Source organism: Legionella sp. km772 (assembly GCF_003989735.1).
GTDB lineage: Bacteria > Pseudomonadota > Gammaproteobacteria > Legionellales > Legionellaceae > Legionella.
This window is the reverse complement of the sequence record NZ_RZGQ01000016.1, coordinates 1-17131: the sequence shown is the minus strand read 5'-3', so window position 1 is coordinate 17131 and position 17131 is coordinate 1. Positions and strand designations below refer to the sequence as shown.

Below are 17131 nucleotides of genomic sequence, written 5' to 3'. Positions count from 1 at the left end.
TTCAAGCCTTAGAATTCACTGCTGAGGCTTGCTCATTAATATTAACAGCTGCCACAATTTTTTTAGCCGCATCAGTTAAACTGTTTGCAGCAATCACGTTTAAATCGCTTTTATTTAAAATATCAGCACCTAATTGAGCATTATTACCCTCAAGGCGTACGACAACAGGAACTTTCACGTGTACTTCTTTAACTGCAGCTAAAATACCATCAGCAATAAGATCACAACGTACTATACCCCCGAAAATATTTACCAGGATGCCTTTGACTTTTTCATCAGAAAGAATAATTTTTAGCGCCTCACTTACCCGTTCTTTAGTTGCACCACCACCGACATCTAAAAAGTTTGCTGGCTCTCCACCATGCAATTTAATGACATCCATGGTAGCCATAGCCAGGCCTGCCCCATTAACCATACAACCAATACTCCCATCCAGAGGAATATAGTTTAATTCCCAGTCACTAGCACGATTTTCACGCTCATCTTCTTGCGTAACATCGCGCATGTTCTTTAGCTTATGGTGACGATACAGAGCATTGCTATCAATAGTAACTTTTCCATCTAAACAGAGTAAGTTCCCTGCTTTAGTCACGACCAAGGGATTGATTTCTAATAAACTTAAATCACACTCCATAAACATTTTGCCTAAATTAGTCATCAAGTGAGTGAATTGTTTAATCTGTTCATCATTTAAACCCAATTTAAATCCTGTATCACGGCATTGGAAAGGCATTACACCCACTAAAGGGTCAACAATAACTTTAAATATCTTTTCAGGAGTTTCTGCTGCTACTTTTTCAATCTCGACCCCACCTTCAGTAGATGCCATAATAACTACCCGGCGTGTGGAGCGATCAACTACCGCGCCTAAATATAGCTCACGGGCAATATCACAAGGTTCTTCAATTAATAAGGCATTGACCGGTTGACCTTTTGCATCCGTTTGGTAAGTAACTAAATGGGTTCCTAATAAGGAATGAGCAAAACTCATTAATTCTTCTTTAGTTGAAACTACTTTTACCCCGCCTGCTTTACCCCGACCGCCTGCATGAACTTGAGCTTTTACTACCCATTTAGAAGTTCCTAATTGGATTGCTCCTTGGACAGCATCATCAACGCTATAAGCTACTTCGCCGCGAGGAGTAGGTAAGTTATAACTGGCAAATAATTGCTTCGCTTGATATTCATGTAAATTCATTGTAATTACCTTTCTAAAAAGCAAAACCTGCAACGCGCAGGTTCCGCAGTTACATGGGATTATTAGACATTCAGTAAAAGACGAGCCGGATCTTCTAATAATTCTTTAACACTTACCAAAAATTGGACTGAATCTTTACCGTCAATTAAACGATGATCGTAAGACAGGGCAATATACATCATTGGACGGATGACGATTTGACCTTTCTCCACCACCGGTCGATCTTCAATTTTATGCATCCCTAAAATACCTGTTTGGGGTGGGTTAATGATTGGCGTTGCGAGTAAAGAACCAAAGACACCACCATTAGTGATGGTAAAAGTACCACCTTGCATTTCTTCCATAGATAATTTGCCTAAACGTGCTTTAGTTGCAGCATCACCAATGGCGGCTTCCATTTCTGCCATCGACATTTGATCCGCATCTCTTAATACTGGAACCACTAAACCACGCTCGGTTGAAACAGCGATCCCAATATCGTAAAAGCCATGGTAAACAACATCTTGACCATCAATGGAAGCATTAACCGCGGGGAAACGTTTTAATGATTCAACCACAGCTTTAGTAAAAAAGGACATGAAGCCCAGTTTTACACCATGTTTTTTCTCAAAACTGTCTTTGTACTGAGCGCGCATATCCATTACTGCTTTTAAATTTACTTCATTAAAAGTGGTCAACATGGCTGCATTATGCTGGGCTTGTAATAAGCGCTCGGCAATTTTTGCTCGTAAACGGGTCATGGGTACACGTTTTTCTTCCCGGGCTCCCATAGCAATAGGTTTTGCGGGGACTTTTACAGGCTCAGCAACCGCTTGCTTTCTATTGGATTCGATGAAGGCAAGGACATCATCTTTGGTAATACGCCCCTCTTTGCCAGAACCGTGAATTTGACTGGGATGAAGATCATGTTCAGCCATCATGCGTCGAACCACCGGACTGGTGGATTTATCATCCTGCGCACTAACCTGTTCCTTTTGGGATTCTTGTGGTGTGGGTGCTGCTTGACTTGGAGCAGCTGCAGCGGCATTTCCTTCCCCTACTTTAGCAAGGATTTGTCCGGAGCTCACTGTGGAACCGGTCTGAAATAAAATCTCAGTTAATATTCCATCCGCAGGAGCTGGGACTTCAAGGACTACTTTATCGGTTTCAAGATCTACTAAATTTTCATCACGAGTTACTTTATCGCCTACTTTTTTGTGCCAAGCAGCCACAGTTGCATCGGCTACTGACTCAGGTAGAACAGGTACTTTGACTTCGATAGACATGGTTATACCTTCTTAATTGTGTATTATAAACTTATTTTTTACCCAACAATGCTTGCTCAACTAAAGCATTTTGTTGCTGCGCATGTAAAGCAGCACTTCCAACTGCTGGTGCTGCAGCCTGTTCTCTTCCCGCATAAACTAGATATTGTCCCTCTTTCAGACACTCTTTCATATTATGACGTGATGAAAACCAAACGCCTTGATTTTGCGGTTCTTCTTGACACCAAACTACATCCTTCATATTAGGATATTTATCTAATTCAGCAATAAGTGCTTTTTTAGGGAAAGGATATAATTGCTCAATACGGATAATGGCTACGTGATTTAATTCTTTATCGCGACGCATTTGCAATAAGTCGTAATAAACTTTACCACAGCAAAGAACAACTTTAGTTATTTTCTTCGGATCTAAAGCATCGATCTCAGGAATCACGGTATGAAAACGTCCCTTCACTAGATCGTCAATAGGAGACACCGCTAACTTATGGCGTAACAAGCTTTTGGGGGTCATGACAATGAGTGGCTTGCGGAAATTACGAATAACTTGGCGGCGTAATAAATGAAAAATTTGTGCTGGTGTTGTTGGCGTGCACACTTGCATATTCTGTTGCGCACATAATTGCATGTAGCGCTCTAAACGTGCAGAGGAATGCTCAGGTCCTTGTCCCTCATAGCCATGGGGCAATAACATCACTAAACCGCATAAACGACCCCATTTTTGCTCCCCAGAGCTAATAAATTGATCAATTACTACTTGTGCCCCATTGGCAAAATCGCCAAATTGCGCTTCCCAAAGAACTAAAGAAGATGGTTCAGACGACGCATAACCATATTCAAAAGCTAAAACAGCCTCTTCGGATAATACGGAATCGATGACCGTAAAGCTGCGCTCGGGATTTGTTTCTAATTGTGCTAAAGGAACAAAAACTTCGCCGGTGTTTACTTCATGCAATACCGCATGACGATGGGCAAAAGTACCTCTCCCACAATCCTGACCTGATAAACGTACCCCATAGCCTTCATGTAAAAGCGAAGCGTAAGCCATAGTTTCTGCATAGCCCCAATTCATGGGAATCTCACCACTAGTCATTTTGTCCCGCTCTGCAAATAAGCGTTGGGCTACAGGATGTAATTGAAAATTAGCAGGCAGTTTGTTAAGTTCTGCCGCCAGTTGGTCAATAGTAGCCCTACTGACGGTAGTATCGGCTTTATCAGTCCATTTAGCATTTAAGTAAGGAGTCCAATCCACATTGGATTTACCCTCATAAGATTCATGAACTAAATCCACTACTGATTTGCCTTGATCTAAGCCATCGCGGTAGCTATCTATAAACTTAGCCACTTCATTGGCATTAATAAGTCCAGAATTAACTAATTGTTCAGCGTAAATCTCCCGCAAGGGACGCATGGATTTAATTTTTTTGTACATGGTAGGTTGGGTAACCGCGGGCTCGTCTGCTTCATTATGGCCATTACGGCGGTAGCAAACTAAATCTATAACCACATCACGGTTAAATTTCATTCTAAAATCAAAAGCGATTTGGGTAGCAAACACCACCGCTTCAGGATCCTCGCCGTTCACATGCAAAACAGGGGCCTGTACCATTTTAGCGATATCGGTGCAATACATGGTGGAACGAGAATCCAGGGGATTACTCGTTGTAAAACCAATTTGGTTATTAATAACAATATGAATGGTTCCACCCGTGCAATAACCCCGAGCTTGTGAAAAATTAAAGGTTTCCATAACCACGCCCTGCCCTGAAAAGGCAGCATCACCATGCATAATTACCGGCAGAACCGTATTCTTTTTTACTAAATCATTGCGGCGTTCTAAACGAGAACGTGCAGAGCCTTCCACCACAGGACCAATAATTTCCAAGTGGGAGGGGTTAAATGCTAAAGCGACGTGAACTACTGCACCTGATTCGGTTTGAATATCTGAAGAAAAACCAAGATGATATTTCACATCACCCGTACGTTCATAACTTACTTTACCTTCAAACTCTTGGAATAAGTCACCCGGATTTTTCCCTAAAACATTAACGAGGACATTTAATCGTCCCCGGTGAGCCATCCCGACTACTAATTCTTTAACACCATCGCGCCCAGAGTTATTGATAATTTCTTTCATCATTGGGATTAAAGAATCCCCGCCTTCTAAAGAAAAGCGTTTTTGTCCTACATAACGCGTACCTAAATACCGCTCTAGGCCATCAGCGGCAATTAAATCTTTTAAAATATTTATTTTTTTACTGGTCTCAAAATTAGGCCTGCCGCGGGCAGACTCCATGCGCTGTTGAATCCATTCAATTTCTTCTTTATTTGAGATATGCATGTATTCAATACCAATACTACCGCAATAAGTATCTTGTAAGGATTGGTAGATTTCCCCTAGGGGCATTTCGGGGCCATTAAAACAGGTGCCAGCGAAAAATTTTCGATTTTTATCAATATCGGCAAGCTGGTGAGTCGCCAGATCTAAACCTGGGACTACAGAGGGTTTAGTCATTTCTAAAGGATCTAATTTAGCAGCCAAATGACCTAGCGCTCGAAAATCATGTACTAAATTAGCCACTTGATATTGTTGGCTATCTGCAGACTGCGCGACTTGAGTACGTTTTTTATCGGCATGTTGTAAAAAGTAATCGCGGACATCCCTATGAGACAAGTCTTGAGTGGTGCCATTGACTTGTGGCAAAGAACTAAACACTTTTTGCCAATCAGCTGAAACTGAAGAAGGATCGGCTAAATAGTCTTCGTAAAGACTGTCCACATAAGCCATACTTCCACCTGATAAATAGGAAGAAGCCCATTCGTTTTGCAGATCAGAACTGCTCATATTTACTCCAAAGATTAATAGGCCTTTACAGTACCATCATTGATTTTAATGCATTTAAACAACAAAAAAATGCCCACATACGCCACTGTATGCTGGCATTACTATAAGTCCCTATAATTTTAGTCCATTTATTTGCTAGAGCGAATTAATTGTACATCAATATGCTCTAGCCACAATAAATTATTATCTTATGTTTCTTTTGATAACATTTGTGTACGAATTTTAGCTATCGCTTGGGTTGGATTCAATCCTTTAGGGCATACATTCGTGCAATTCATAATTGTACGGCAACGAAAGACACTAAAGGGATCTTGTAATTTATTCAAACGATGTTCTGTAGCCTTATCGCGGCTATCCGCTAAAAATCGGCGCGCTTGTAATAAGCCTGCCGGTCCTACAAACTTCTCCGGATTCCACCAGAAGGAAGGACAAGAGCTGGTACAACAAGCGCACAAAATACACTCATATAAACCATCTAATTGAGCGCGCTCTTCGGGAGATTGTAACCGCTCGCGTGCAGGGGCTGCCTCATCATTTTGTAGGTAAGGTTCAATGCGTTCATATTGTTGGTAAAATTGGCTCATGTCCACTGCTAAATCGCGTATAACCGGAAAGCCAGGTAGAGGGCGAATAACAATTTTGTCACCCTTTAACTGAGAAATATGAGTAATACAGGCTAAGCCATTAGTACCATTGATATTCATCCCATCCGAACCGCACACTCCCTCTCGGCAAGAGCGTCGGTAAGTAATAGTTGAATCTTGCTCAGCTTTTAGGCGCTCTAGTAAAGTAAGAAGCATCGGATCGCTTTTAGCAGGTATAGTAAGCTGATAATCTTTCATGTATGGCTTGGCATCCACTTCAGGATTATAGCGATAAATAGATAAGGTTAAATTTCTAGTATCTACCATGAATAGATCCTCTTAGTAAACGCGTTCTTTGGGCTCAAAAGCCACAACATATTTAGGTGATTTATTAACCGGACGATAATCAATCGCATCACCTGCCTGAAAATATAAAGTATGCTTAATCCAGTTTGCATCATCACGCTGGGGGAAATCTTCGCGGCTATGTGCACCACGACTTTCTGTACGAGCAAGCGCTGAAACCGCGGTCGCATAGGCTGTCGCCATTAGATTATCCAACTCCAGCGCTGAGACCAGCTCTGTATTGAACACTTTACTCTTGTCATTTAAATGCGCATGCTGCAAGCGCTCTCGTAGGGCTTCTAAGCGTTTTAAACCAGACGCCATTACTTCACCTGTACGGAAGACACCAAAATCTTCTTGCATTACCTTCTGCATTTCTTCGCGAATAGTCACGAAATTTTCACCATCGCTAGAATTTTCCCACCGCTGGTAACGAGCCATTGAAGCCGCAAGCTCTTCTTCACTAATGTAGGGAAGCTCAGGTAAATTGTTAGATTGCCAGAGCTCTTCAACATGCAAACCCGCTGCTCGGCCAAAAACGACCAGATCAAGAAGAGAGTTCCCACCAAGTCGATTAGCCCCATGTACAGAGACACAAGCACATTCCCCTACGGCATATAAACCTTCAATGATATGCTCTTCACCATTAATTCGAGTCAGGGCTTGTCCATGCATATTGGTTGGAATACCGCCCATGCTGTAATGACAAGTAGGCACGACAGGAATTGGCTCAACAATAGGATCAACACCAGCAAATTTAATCGAAAGCTCACGAATGCCGGGTAAACGCGATTTAATCAAATCGGCTCCTAAGTGATCCAATTTCAACTTCACATAATCTACACCTGTAGGATCAAAGCCTTTCCCGGCGCGCATCTCTAAAGCCATCGCCCGTGCCACAACATCCCGAGAAGCAAGATCTTTAACCCGAGGAGCATAGCGCTCCATAAAACGCTCACCGTCTTTATTAATTAAGTAACCGCCTTCACCCCGAGAACCTTCCGTTACTAAGGTTCCTGCCCCAACAATACCGGTAGGATGAAACTGCCACATTTCCATATCTTGCAAGGGAATGCCAGCTCTTAAGGCCATACCAAAACCGTCTCCGGTATTGATAAAGGCATTAGTAGTCGATTGATAAATACGTCCTGCTCCGCCTGTTGCTAAAATCGAAACGCGAGCTTGGAAAAAGACTACTTCACCCGTTTCAATATTCATTGCCGTGACCCCAGCAATCCGGCCTAAACCATCCTTCACAAAATCTAGGGCATACCATTCACTGAATATATGAGTTTTAGCTTTGATATTTTGCTGATATAAAGTATGTAATAAGGCATGACCTGTTCTATCTGCAGCAGCACAAGTACGGGCAGCCTGTTCACCACCAAAATTTTTTGATTGCCCACCAAATTGTCGTTGGTAAATTCTTCCATTATCCATGCGTGAAAAGGGCATGCCCATATGTTCTAATTCGTAAACGGCTTCAGGACCAGTTTTACATAGGTATTCGATAGAATCTTGGTCGCCAATATAATCAGCGCCTTTTACCGTATCATACATATGCCAACGCCAATCATCATCGTGGGAATTACCTAAAGCACAGGTGATTCCCCCTTGCGCGGATACGGTATGTGAACGTGTTGGGAATACCTTAGATAAAAGAGCTACTTTTAAACCTGAATTAGCCATCTCTAATGCGGCGCGCATACCAGCACCACCCGCACCAATGATTACTGCATCAAAAATATTACGTGCTATTGCCATGCTTTATTGCCCCCACACAATCATTAAGCCCCAGATAAATTGGCTGAAAAGCCATAGGGCAACTAACATTTGGACTGATAAACGTACAATAGTACACTTCATGTAGTCTGTAGTGACCGTCCAAATCCCTACCCAAGCATGCAATGAAAGGGCAAATAAACTCAAAATCGTTGCTATACGAAAAATGGGATTGGCTAATAAGTCATGCCATTGTGAGAAATTTAGACCAGGATGTGCCAATAAAAAACAAAATACAAAGATAGAATAGGCTGCAAAATAGACTGCAGTCACTCTTTGAATTAACCAATCTTTTAACCCATTGCCAGTTAAACTTGTGACATTCGTTACCATATCCACATTCCTAGAAAAATTGTCGCTATCACCGCAAGCACTATCACTAAAACGGAGGTGCGGCGGCCAGTACAAAGATCTTCACCCAACCCTAGATCCATAATCATATGTCTTATTCCCGCAAGAATATGATAAATTAAAGCGGTACTAAAAGCCCATAAAATGAACTTATAATAGGGTTCAGACAACTTTATTTTTATTTGATTAAACGTTTCTTCTGATTGTAAGGATTGTCCAAGAAGAAAAATCATAACCGGTAAAAGAATGAATAAAACAACTCCAGAAACTCTATGCAATATTGATGCAATAGCCATAGGAGGAAATTTCATGCTCCCCAAATCAAGATTAACTGGTCTTTTCTTGTTCACTATTGGTTTCTTCCTCTAGATATATAATGTGTAATAATACGTTTCAGTATCTTTCCTAACTATTTTTACTTACCACAATCCATTTTGGTAATTTTTTATCTAACCAATTCAATAAATTCACAATTAAATGCAGTGAATCATTAATTAAGGCGTGATAGTACCTCGTAGAGTACCCCAATTTCAAGACAGGCGAATGAAGTATAGCACTCCGTTTTTCTCCAGCAAAGTTAAGTTGTTAATAAAAAATTAATGAGCTAGCGAATTAAAAAATTAAGTACTATTATTTTTAATAGATAGTTCATAAAGAGTTCTTCATGATCGTAAAAAGACCAATATACAATCATCAATTAAAATGCGTTGCTTTTGAAATTTTAGCGCCTAAACAAGAAGAATTAAATGACGAGTTATCAACTCATTTAGTGCAATTAATTAACACTGCCGATGCAGACTTGCCTCTTTTTATTCCCTTTGAACTCAAAGCGTTAATTGAACACTTAGTCCCCCCTATCCAAAATCCCGTCATTTTAAAATTAGCCGCCGAAGATATCGAAGCAGTGTATTCCCCCGAGGAAGTACAAAATTCGGTGTTTTCAATAGCCCTGCTTATTAGTACCCCTCAGCAGCTGGCTTGGTTAAATTTTGCTGAATATATTGGTTTAACCGAACAACTTATGAATCAGGCGAACGTCCGAAAGGTAGTTGAATACAGCAAAGCAAAACAGCGGAAAGTGATTGCTTATGGCCTCGACCAACCCTTAAGTTTTGCCCAATGTAAAGACATGATTATGGATTATTATTGCGGGGATTTTTTATTTAAGCCGCTGCTTGATGAGCAAATAGATATTGCTGCTAACAAATTAAACCTATTACAACTTATTCAATCCTTACAAAAAGAGGATTGTGATCTACAAAAAATTTCCACCATTATTCAAACGGATCCACTACTGAGTTATCAGTTATTACGCCTTGCTAATTCAGCAGCCTTTTCCGGCGGAAACCCCATTACCTCGATTGAACAAGCAGTCACGCGCTTGGGGCTTATTAATTTAAAAAATTGGGTCATGCTCTTTTCAATGAAAAATATCTCTGATAAACCGATAGAAATTCTTGAATCAGGCTTAATTAGAGCACATATGGCGCAGGAAATTGCCAAAGTAAGCACTAATAATATTAATTATCAATCAGCCTATACTGCGGGTTTACTATCTATTCTGGATTGCCTTTTAAATAAGCCTATGGCTGAATTAATCAATAAAATAACCTTAGCAGAGGATATTACTAGTGCTCTTCTTGAACATGCCGGGGCTTTAGGAGAAGTTTTGGATTTAGTCATTGCTTATGAATCGGGGCATTGGGAGGAGGTACAACAAGATAATATTAATGGTTTAGACTTAAGTAAACTCTACATAGATAGCCTATCCTTAGTATCCAATGGCACCAATCTTTTTGACCAATGAGTGCCCTAAAGGCCTATCCATATCCCCGATCTGACAGGAGACTAGAAGCATTACCAAGATGCAAGCACTTAATTCATTTGCAATCCCGGTAAATTTCGTCTTTGCGAGCGAGCCTTGGCGAAGCAAACTAACGAAAGGTCGTATATAAAGTGCCTCACTTGGTTCGCAAAGACGAAAAAATTCATCCTAGAGCTTAATTACGTATTACATTCGATCCAGGTGATTTATGGGATTGTTTATAAGGCTGGCGGGGCGTTTCTGAGGGATAACCAAAACCTTTATCAGCAATACGTTTGACAATTTGTAGATAATCTTCGCCCCATTTGCCCGGGTCAAAATTAGTAACTACCACGTTGTAACTTAAATTGATGATGGATTCAAATGCTTTTCTTTGGGCGATTTGATGCCCCCCAAAAGCAATTTGCACTTCAGTTTCATTATCAATACCACCTGTTTTTAGCCGTTCAATTAAAATAGAAATCATTTTTTCAATGGTATAAAATAATTTACACATTGATTTACCGGCGTTAAACATATCTTCACTTTTAGAAGTAGATAATTTATCCCCCCTATCTTGGATAGAATAAACAAACTCCACCTCATCATCTGAAATCTGTTCAGGCTCAATAATTATAGGCGGGGAAATACTTTCAATATGGGGTGAAACTACGTAAATATGAAAATCAGCCCAATTCCACCAAAGTTGATAGACTCGCTCTACTAAAGCAACAGGATCATTTAGATCGGCGAGCATTTCTAATTTACGGGCTTCTAATCCTTCACTAGAATTCTCTGGAGACTCACTCCCTGCGTCTGAAGTGATACCAATTTCAATCTCAGACATATTACACCCCAATTTTAAGCTTATAGTCCTATATTAGCTCATATTTCCTTAACAGACACTGAAGATGAAGTAAATAAGTGTAAATAACCAGTAAAATTATTTAGTTAAGGAAATAGGTGCTCATTTTTTAATCATTTAACACCGAAAGACCTTAACTTCAAAGCCTAACCGAAGCTAAGGATTTCCTCGTTGGCCGAAACCAAACATAGAAGAAGCAATATATCAACGCGCTAAGTTTATGGCTTAACGATATATTGATAATAATCAGGAGGTACTTTACATTTAAAACACGCACTTTTACAGCTAGGACTTTGCCTACATTTGCTGATTACCCCTTTGGCCATCCAAATATCAAGCATGGGCTGTAAAGCTGGCAAATCTAAATGAAATTCCCGACTTAACTGCTGAGTGCTCACTATTTGCTCACGGTGGATGTAATTACGTATTTGCAATAACATCATAGCCCCTCAATTTACGGTTACTAAAATAAAAGAAAGAAATCATTCCCCATAGACTCAAAGTAATGGTGAGAATCCAAAAAATACTTTGCGCCGGATGTAACAAAAAGTTTGCCGTTTGATAAAAAAGAACAGCAGCAGCATAGGCCACAATAAAAGACCAAATAACCGATAACCACATTAAATGCCGATTCGCTTCTTGCCGAATCACGGCCATAGTAGACACGCAAGGTATATACAATAAGACAAACAGCAGATAAGCATACGCGCCGATTTTGCCATCGAATCCCGCTACCATCATCCCATAGACGGAGGACGACAGTTCACTATCATCAGCACTTGCCGCAATAGGATTGATTAAGGCTCGACCTAAATCAGCTAGATTATGGGGAATAGACCATAAAGCGCCGCTTAATCCACCCCAAAAATCAAAATGAGCTGTCGCAACCTCACTTAAATGCCCCATTTGCGCATAAAGAGAATTTAAAGTGCCGACCACGACTTCTTTCGCCAACATCCCCGTCAATAGTCCAACCGTAGCCGGCCAATTATCTTGGCTTATTCCCATTGGAGCAAACAAAGGAGTAAGCCATTGGCCGATTAAAGAAAGCAAGGATTGGGTGCTTGCCTCCCCAGAATTAAGCCCCCCCCCTAAGGTAATCGCATTTAAGCCGCCCAATAACACACAAATAGGGATAATTAGCTTGCCGGCACGGTAAACAAAGAAACGTAAGCGCATCATGGTTTCTTTTAGTAAGCGCTTTAATGTAGGTCGATGATAAGCCGGTAACTCAAGGATTAAGGGCGAGGCCTCGCCTTTAAAATGAGTTTTACGTAAAAGGAACCCCGTTAAAACAGCCATCAAAATACCAAAAAGATACAAAGAAAAAACAATAGCAGCGCCCCCGCTAGGGAAAAAAGCGGCTACGAATACCGCATAAATAGCTAAACGGGCGCTACAAGACATAAAAGGGCTCATCATTACGGTTAATAATCTATCGCGCTCCGAATCGAGAGTGCGGGCAGCCATAATAGCGGGGACATTACAGCCAAAGCCCACAATCATGGGCACAAAAGACTTACCCGGTAAACCCATAGCCCGCATTGCTTTATCGACGACGAAGGCCGCTCTGGCCATATAACCCGAGGTTTCTAATAAAGAGAGAAAGAAAAACATCGCAGCAATTACCGGGATAAAGGTTAGCGTGGTATTAATGCCTTTACCGATGCCATTGGCGATTAACGCAATTAGCCAATTAGGTGTATGCATTTGACTTAATAACCACGCACTGCCTTCCACAAAAATAGTATTGGTACTGATATCAAAAAAATCTTGGAATGCACCCCCAATATTAATTGCAAACAAAAACATCAAATACATTAAGGCGAAAAAAATCGGAATGGCAAAAAAACGATGGAGCACCACTTTATCTAATTTAGCGGTGAAATGTTCACTGGCATCACTTTGTTTTTTTTGGCTTGCTTGTACTATTTGATGAATTTTTTGATAACGTGCGTCAGCTAGCACCACGTCTAATTCATCTTCTGGGCTAGAAAAGGCTTCGTATTGCGGCAAAGCATCCCCTTCGGCGAAACGACGAGCATAATAAAAAGCCTGTTTTTCCGTATGCCCCTTATTTATTAATTCCTTTTCAAGGGCTGATAAAGTAACTTCAACCTTATCGCTCAGGGCAAGAGTTAAGGCGCAAGCATCCTTAGGAAGTTTCTCTAAAGCCTCATATAAAAGGGGCATCCCTATATTTTTATGGGCTTGAACGGGTATCACCGGGCAATTTAACTCTCTGGAAAGCTGTGCAACATCAATGTTAATACCGCGTTGCTCGGCTACATCCATCATATTCACTACCACAATAACCGGCTTACCTAACTCTAAAATTTGACTGGTTAAATATAAATGTCGCTCGAGATGACAGGCGTCCACTATATTGATGATACACTCAGCATCGAGGGTCACTATTGCTTGTGCTGCTATTTGCTCATCTTGGCTTAACCCCGTACTATAGGCCGCTAAAGAATAAAGCCCCGGTAGATCGGTAATCTGGATTGACCGGCCATCCAATTGAAATTCACCCGTTTTCTTTTCCACCGTAACCCCAGCCCAATTGCCGACGCGTTGATGGGCTCCGGTTAAGGCATTAAATAAAGTGGTCTTACCGCAGTTAGGATTTCCAACTAATAATAAGTGAGTCATACACGCTCCAAGAGTAGATGACTGGCCTCTTCTTTGCGTAAAGTTAAAGCAGTCCCCCTTACTTCAATTTGCAGAGGACAACCGAGTGGCGCTTTTCTTACTATAAAAAACTCAACACCTCGGGTAACCCCCAAAGAGAGTAATTTTCGTCTGTACTGGGGCTCGGTTGCACCAAAATCCACTAAGCGCACCCGCTCACCTTGTTCTAATTCAGTTATATACGTCATAAAATAATACAGAAATAAAGCCGATTAGGTGAATTCTAACACAAATGTAATCGAGAATCATTCTCAATTAAGGAAAATTATTATTTTTTAAGGGAAAGAGTCATCTGTAAGCAATAAGAATTTAAAAAAGCCTTCTCTTCTCTTCACTCAAGAATATTATGTACCACTCGACGGGGATGGCGGTTCAAATAATCCACTGATTGCATTTCATTGAGCCGGCTTAAGGTTCTTTTAAAGGATTCAAACATTTCCCCGCTTAGGTACAATTCATCCATGGGCACGGCGGCAGAAATAATCACTTTGATTCCGCGATCGTACATCACATCGATAAAATTGATAAACATAATCGCTTGAGCAGTATGATTCACAGTCAGACTTGGAACTCCGCTAATAAAAATGTGTTCAAAGCGATCAGCAAGCTCGAGATAATCCAATTGACTACGCGGGAAATTACAAAGTACTTCAAAAGCAAACCAAATAGATTTAGGGCCACATTTAAGGGCGGGGACGGCACGGCTTTGAATGCTAATGAGTTGATTCACCTCCGCTTGGGGCACTAAAAGAGCAAATTGCTCTTCCATTTTTTGTTGGGTTGCTTGATTTAAGGGATATAAATAGGCATTGAGTAAGGGCTCGCGCCCCAAACGATAATCCCTTTGTTCATTTAAATGCATCACCACACATTCTTTATTAATTAAGGCTATAGCAGGTAAAAATCGTTGTCGTTGCACTCCCTTAGCATACAAATCATCAGGCTTGGTATTAGAAGAGATAACCAAAATAACCCCCTCCCGGACTAAGGCTTGTAATAATTCAGCTAAAATCATGGCATAAGCAACATCGTCCACCAAGAATTCATCAAAGCATAACAAGCGTGTTGTTTTAGCAATTTCTTTTGCAATTAAGCGTAAGGGATCTTTTTGGCCTTGCAGACGTCTTAATTGGGCATCAATTTGTTGCATGAAATGGTGGAAATGAAAGCGGGCTTTCTTTTTTTCAACTAAAGAATCATAGAACAAATCCACCAAATAGGTTTTACCCACCCCAACAGGACCATAAATATAAGCGCCCTTGACTGATTTTTTCCCCCAAGAAAACCATGATGATTTTGTCTGTTCTAAATCAGTGACTAATTGCTGTAATTGATTCAAAACGACTCGTTGCATGGGATCATCATTAATTTCCCCGCGGTCGATGGCCGCATTATAGTGGTCTATTAATAAATTCATGCCAAATTAACCTGCGGCTTAAGATAAGCGAGTAATTGTGATTTAAGCTCGATTAATTTCCCATGAAAAAAATGGCCTGTTTCAGGGAAAGTTAGCAAGGGAAGCTCAGGAACATGCTTTTTAGCGAATTCCTCAACCAGCTGGTAAGGAACCACTTCATCATTATCGCCCTGGACGATTAACCAAGAAGCCAAGTCTAGTTGGAACTCATTATAATTATAATGATGGACTGGAGGTGCAATGCTAATCAGTATGGACTTAGGAAAATGGCTGGCGGTGCGATAAACGACATAGGAACCAAAAGAGAAGCCGGCAAAAATAAACCGGGCCTCTTGGTGGTTTTGCCATTCTTGGGCTAGGAGCAGCATATCTTCACTTTCGCCAACCCCATGATCATAAACCCCGGACGATTGGCCAACCCCGCGAAAATTAAACCGCAAAGAAGGGATATTTAATTCTTTAAAGACGCGGCCTAAAGTGGTCACCACTTTATTAGTCATAGTGCCGCCTTGTAAAGAATGAGGGTGGCCAAGCAATGCCACATAAGGTGTGGTGATTGTCTCTGGAACAGATAATACAGCCTCTAAAGGACCAACTACCCCTTGAAGGGTTAAGCTATGCTCGCCGGGTGTCATTAAGTAATCAGTAAAATGCATCAGAATCTAATGTTGATGAAAAAGGCAATAATAACGTAGTTTTTTGTTGTAGAGAAATAATAAAGAAAGCAGTGCTAATCCTAGAGAAAGAAAGAGCTGTCAGAATAGGACTCTAAATAATTCCGCCGACTAGCGGCGGATAAACTAAGTGAGCTCGAGAAGCTCTTCTTAGAAAGGACTGTGATGGCTGTGCTGGTGTGAGGGGCCATGTTGATGTTGATGTTGGTGTTGATTACTATGATGTCCATGAACCGGGGCTGCGAACATTAAACCGGCATAAGGATTAGGTTGAGAATAAACCGGCATTGCAGAAACAGTAGTGGTATGGTCATGGTGATGATGATGATGATGATGATGATGATGATGGCCATGATGTTGCGAGCCCTGAGTGACCACAACGGTCGCAGTAGGAACCGCTGGAACCGTAATTACTGTATGACCCGGTGCTTGGGTTGAAGGATGACCGTGTGTATTTCTTAGCATATTCGCTCCTCATTAAAACGAAAAAGAATTAAATTGCACAAATCTTATGAACTAAATTACACATACCTAACAGAATGTAGGTTTTTGCATCATAGTATAATTAAGATTAGGAAGATAGCTTGGCCGTAAAAAAATCAAGCAAGACTCGGATCTTGGGTAACTCATAATCATAAGCACGATAAAACATATAAATATCATGCTGGCGAAACTCATAGTGCGGGAGTAACTGAATTAAGTCTCCTGAATCAAGCCAGGTTTGCACAAGGCTATCCCCCGTTAAAAATATACCCACCCCATCTAAACAAGCCTGGTTAAGCGCAGAAAATTGATTCATATATAAAATGGGTTTGCCGCAATAGATTTGTTCACCCGATGCGAGAGTCAAAAAATGGGCGGGTTTGCGCAAAGTATGAGAAATGATTTTAAATCGCGGTAAATCTTCAGCGATTACAGGTTGACCATAACGTTCAACAAACGATTTAGAGGCACATAAGATATTGTTGATGGTATACATTTTTCGATATTTTAAAGCTTCAGTCAGCGGTGGGATTACCGGGAAACCAATCATAATATCAAATTCAGGCCGTCCTAAAGCCTCATCTTCTTCGGAAAAAACCAGTTCCAATTCAATCTGCGGGTACATGCAGACAAAGTCGTTTAAATGACTTAACACCCATTTTTTGGCGGTTATAGTCGATACTAGTAATTTCAATACCCCTTGGGGTGTCAGGGGCTTTTCATGACTAGAAATTAGTCACATAAACAGTATAATCCTGCATTTATTTGAACTGGCGAAAGAAAGGGATGTCTGAAGTATTAGCTTTTTTATCAACTGTTGAAGATTTAAG

At 40.9% G+C, this 17131-nt stretch carries 16 protein-coding genes; 1 reads left to right on the top strand and 15 read right to left on the bottom strand.

Annotated elements, in window-relative coordinates; translation table 11 throughout:
* Position 1: 1 nt before the first annotated feature.
* The 7 genes from sucC to sdhC all read right to left on the bottom strand — a co-directional run bounded on the left by sucC (position 2) and on the right by sdhC (position 8717).
* On the bottom strand, positions 2-1198 hold the full coding sequence (gene sucC, locus ELY15_RS03525; RefSeq protein WP_127098270.1) for an ADP-forming succinate--CoA ligase subunit beta: 1197 nt from the start codon (positions 1196-1198) through the stop codon (positions 2-4).
* Positions 1199-1260: 62 nt separating this feature from the next.
* Complete coding sequence (gene odhB / locus ELY15_RS03520; RefSeq protein ID WP_127098269.1) at positions 1261-2463, bottom strand: 2-oxoglutarate dehydrogenase complex dihydrolipoyllysine-residue succinyltransferase; 1203 nt, start codon at positions 2461-2463, stop codon at positions 1261-1263.
* 31 nt (positions 2464-2494) lie between these two features.
* Positions 2495-5305 carry a 2-oxoglutarate dehydrogenase E1 component gene (locus tag ELY15_RS03515; protein WP_127098268.1) on the bottom strand — a complete coding sequence of 937 codons (2811 nt, stop codon included), beginning with the start codon at positions 5303-5305 and terminating at the stop codon, positions 2495-2497.
* Between the two features lie 188 nt (positions 5306-5493).
* Complete coding sequence (locus tag ELY15_RS03510) at positions 5494-6216, bottom strand: succinate dehydrogenase iron-sulfur subunit (protein WP_127098267.1); 723 nt, start codon at positions 6214-6216, stop codon at positions 5494-5496.
* Between the two features lie 12 nt (positions 6217-6228).
* Positions 6229-7998 carry a succinate dehydrogenase flavoprotein subunit gene (sdhA, locus tag ELY15_RS03505; RefSeq protein ID WP_127098266.1) on the bottom strand — a complete coding sequence of 590 codons (1770 nt, stop codon included), beginning with the start codon at positions 7996-7998 and terminating at the stop codon, positions 6229-6231.
* 3 nt (positions 7999-8001) lie between these two features.
* Positions 8002-8349: a succinate dehydrogenase, hydrophobic membrane anchor protein gene (gene sdhD, locus ELY15_RS03500; protein ID WP_127098265.1), complete on the bottom strand. Its 348-nt coding sequence runs from the start codon at positions 8347-8349 to the stop codon at positions 8002-8004.
* Positions 8343-8717: a succinate dehydrogenase, cytochrome b556 subunit gene (sdhC, locus tag ELY15_RS03495; protein WP_127098264.1), complete on the bottom strand. Its 375-nt coding sequence runs from the start codon at positions 8715-8717 to the stop codon at positions 8343-8345. The genes sdhD and sdhC overlap by 7 nt, the downstream gene beginning before the upstream one ends.
* 314 nt (positions 8718-9031) lie before the next feature.
* On the opposite strand from sdhC, the gene ELY15_RS03490 reads away from it, so the two are divergent.
* The gene (locus tag ELY15_RS03490; RefSeq protein WP_127098263.1) at positions 9032-10174 is read left to right on the top strand and encodes an EAL and HDOD domain-containing protein; all 1143 of its coding nucleotides are present in this window, start codon (positions 9032-9034) and stop codon (positions 10172-10174) included.
* 193 nt (positions 10175-10367) lie between these two features.
* Here ELY15_RS03490 and ELY15_RS03485 read toward each other — a convergent pair whose 3' ends face one another.
* The 8 genes from ELY15_RS03485 to ELY15_RS03450 form a co-directional block, all read right to left on the bottom strand.
* A complete protein-coding gene (locus ELY15_RS03485) occupies positions 10368-11018 on the bottom strand; it encodes a virulence factor (RefSeq protein ID WP_233586500.1) in 651 nt (216 codons plus the stop codon).
* 236 nt (positions 11019-11254) lie between these two features.
* Positions 11255-11476 (bottom strand): FeoC-like transcriptional regulator, encoded by a 222-nt coding sequence (locus ELY15_RS03480; RefSeq protein ID WP_127098262.1) that lies wholly within the window; start codon positions 11474-11476, stop codon positions 11255-11257.
* Positions 11457-13688 carry a Fe(2+) transporter permease subunit FeoB gene (gene feoB / locus ELY15_RS03475; RefSeq protein ID WP_127098261.1) on the bottom strand — a complete coding sequence of 744 codons (2232 nt, stop codon included), beginning with the start codon at positions 13686-13688 and terminating at the stop codon, positions 11457-11459. The genes ELY15_RS03480 and feoB overlap by 20 nt, the downstream gene beginning before the upstream one ends.
* On the bottom strand, positions 13685-13915 hold the full coding sequence (locus ELY15_RS03470) for a FeoA family protein (RefSeq protein WP_127098260.1): 231 nt from the start codon (positions 13913-13915) through the stop codon (positions 13685-13687). The genes feoB and ELY15_RS03470 overlap by 4 nt, the downstream gene beginning before the upstream one ends.
* A gap of 143 nt (positions 13916-14058) precedes the next feature.
* A complete protein-coding gene (zapE, locus tag ELY15_RS03465) occupies positions 14059-15144 on the bottom strand; it encodes a cell division protein ZapE (RefSeq protein ID WP_127098259.1) in 1086 nt (361 codons plus the stop codon).
* Positions 15141-15800 carry an alpha/beta hydrolase gene (locus tag ELY15_RS03460; RefSeq protein ID WP_127098258.1) on the bottom strand — a complete coding sequence of 220 codons (660 nt, stop codon included), beginning with the start codon at positions 15798-15800 and terminating at the stop codon, positions 15141-15143. The genes zapE and ELY15_RS03460 overlap by 4 nt, the downstream gene beginning before the upstream one ends.
* A gap of 168 nt (positions 15801-15968) precedes the next feature.
* Complete coding sequence (locus ELY15_RS03455) at positions 15969-16283, bottom strand: hypothetical protein (RefSeq protein WP_127098257.1); 315 nt, start codon at positions 16281-16283, stop codon at positions 15969-15971.
* Positions 16284-16389: 106 nt separating this feature from the next.
* Positions 16390-16995 (bottom strand): LysR substrate-binding domain-containing protein, encoded by a 606-nt coding sequence (locus ELY15_RS03450; protein WP_158617408.1) that lies wholly within the window; start codon positions 16993-16995, stop codon positions 16390-16392.
* Between the last annotated feature and the right edge of the window lie 136 nt (positions 16996-17131).

Bases quoted from the DNA above. Each gene is read 5' to 3' on its own strand.
- ELY15_RS03480 (WP_127098262.1), bottom strand. From the start codon at position 11,476: ATGTTATTGCAAATACGTAATTACATCCACCGTGAGCAAATAGTGAGC.
- ELY15_RS03485 (WP_233586500.1), bottom strand. From the start codon at position 11,018: ATGTCTGAGATTGAAATTGGTATCACTTCAGACGCAGGGAGTGAGTCT.
- zapE (WP_127098259.1), bottom strand. From the start codon at position 15,144: ATGAATTTATTAATAGACCACTATAATGCGGCCATCGACCGCGGGGAA.
- sdhD (WP_127098265.1), bottom strand. From the start codon at position 8,349: ATGGTAACGAATGTCACAAGTTTAACTGGCAATGGGTTAAAAGATTGG.
- ELY15_RS03510 (WP_127098267.1), bottom strand. From the start codon at position 6,216: ATGGTAGATACTAGAAATTTAACCTTATCTATTTATCGCTATAATCCT.
- ELY15_RS03515 (WP_127098268.1), bottom strand. From the start codon at position 5,305: ATGAGCAGTTCTGATCTGCAAAACGAATGGGCTTCTTCCTATTTATCA.
- ELY15_RS03470 (WP_127098260.1), bottom strand. From the start codon at position 13,915: ATGACGTATATAACTGAATTAGAACAAGGTGAGCGGGTGCGCTTAGTG.
- sucC (WP_127098270.1), bottom strand. From the start codon at position 1,198: ATGAATTTACATGAATATCAAGCGAAGCAATTATTTGCCAGTTATAAC.
- ELY15_RS03460 (WP_127098258.1), bottom strand. From the start codon at position 15,800: ATGCATTTTACTGATTACTTAATGACACCCGGCGAGCATAGCTTAACC.
- ELY15_RS03455 (WP_127098257.1), bottom strand. From the start codon at position 16,283: ATGCTAAGAAATACACACGGTCATCCTTCAACCCAAGCACCGGGTCAT.
- ELY15_RS03490 (WP_127098263.1), top strand. From the start codon at position 9,032: ATGATCGTAAAAAGACCAATATACAATCATCAATTAAAATGCGTTGCT.
- feoB (WP_127098261.1), bottom strand. From the start codon at position 13,688: ATGACTCACTTATTATTAGTTGGAAATCCTAACTGCGGTAAGACCACT.
- sdhA (WP_127098266.1), bottom strand. From the start codon at position 7,998: ATGGCAATAGCACGTAATATTTTTGATGCAGTAATCATTGGTGCGGGT.
- odhB (WP_127098269.1), bottom strand. From the start codon at position 2,463: ATGTCTATCGAAGTCAAAGTACCTGTTCTACCTGAGTCAGTAGCCGAT.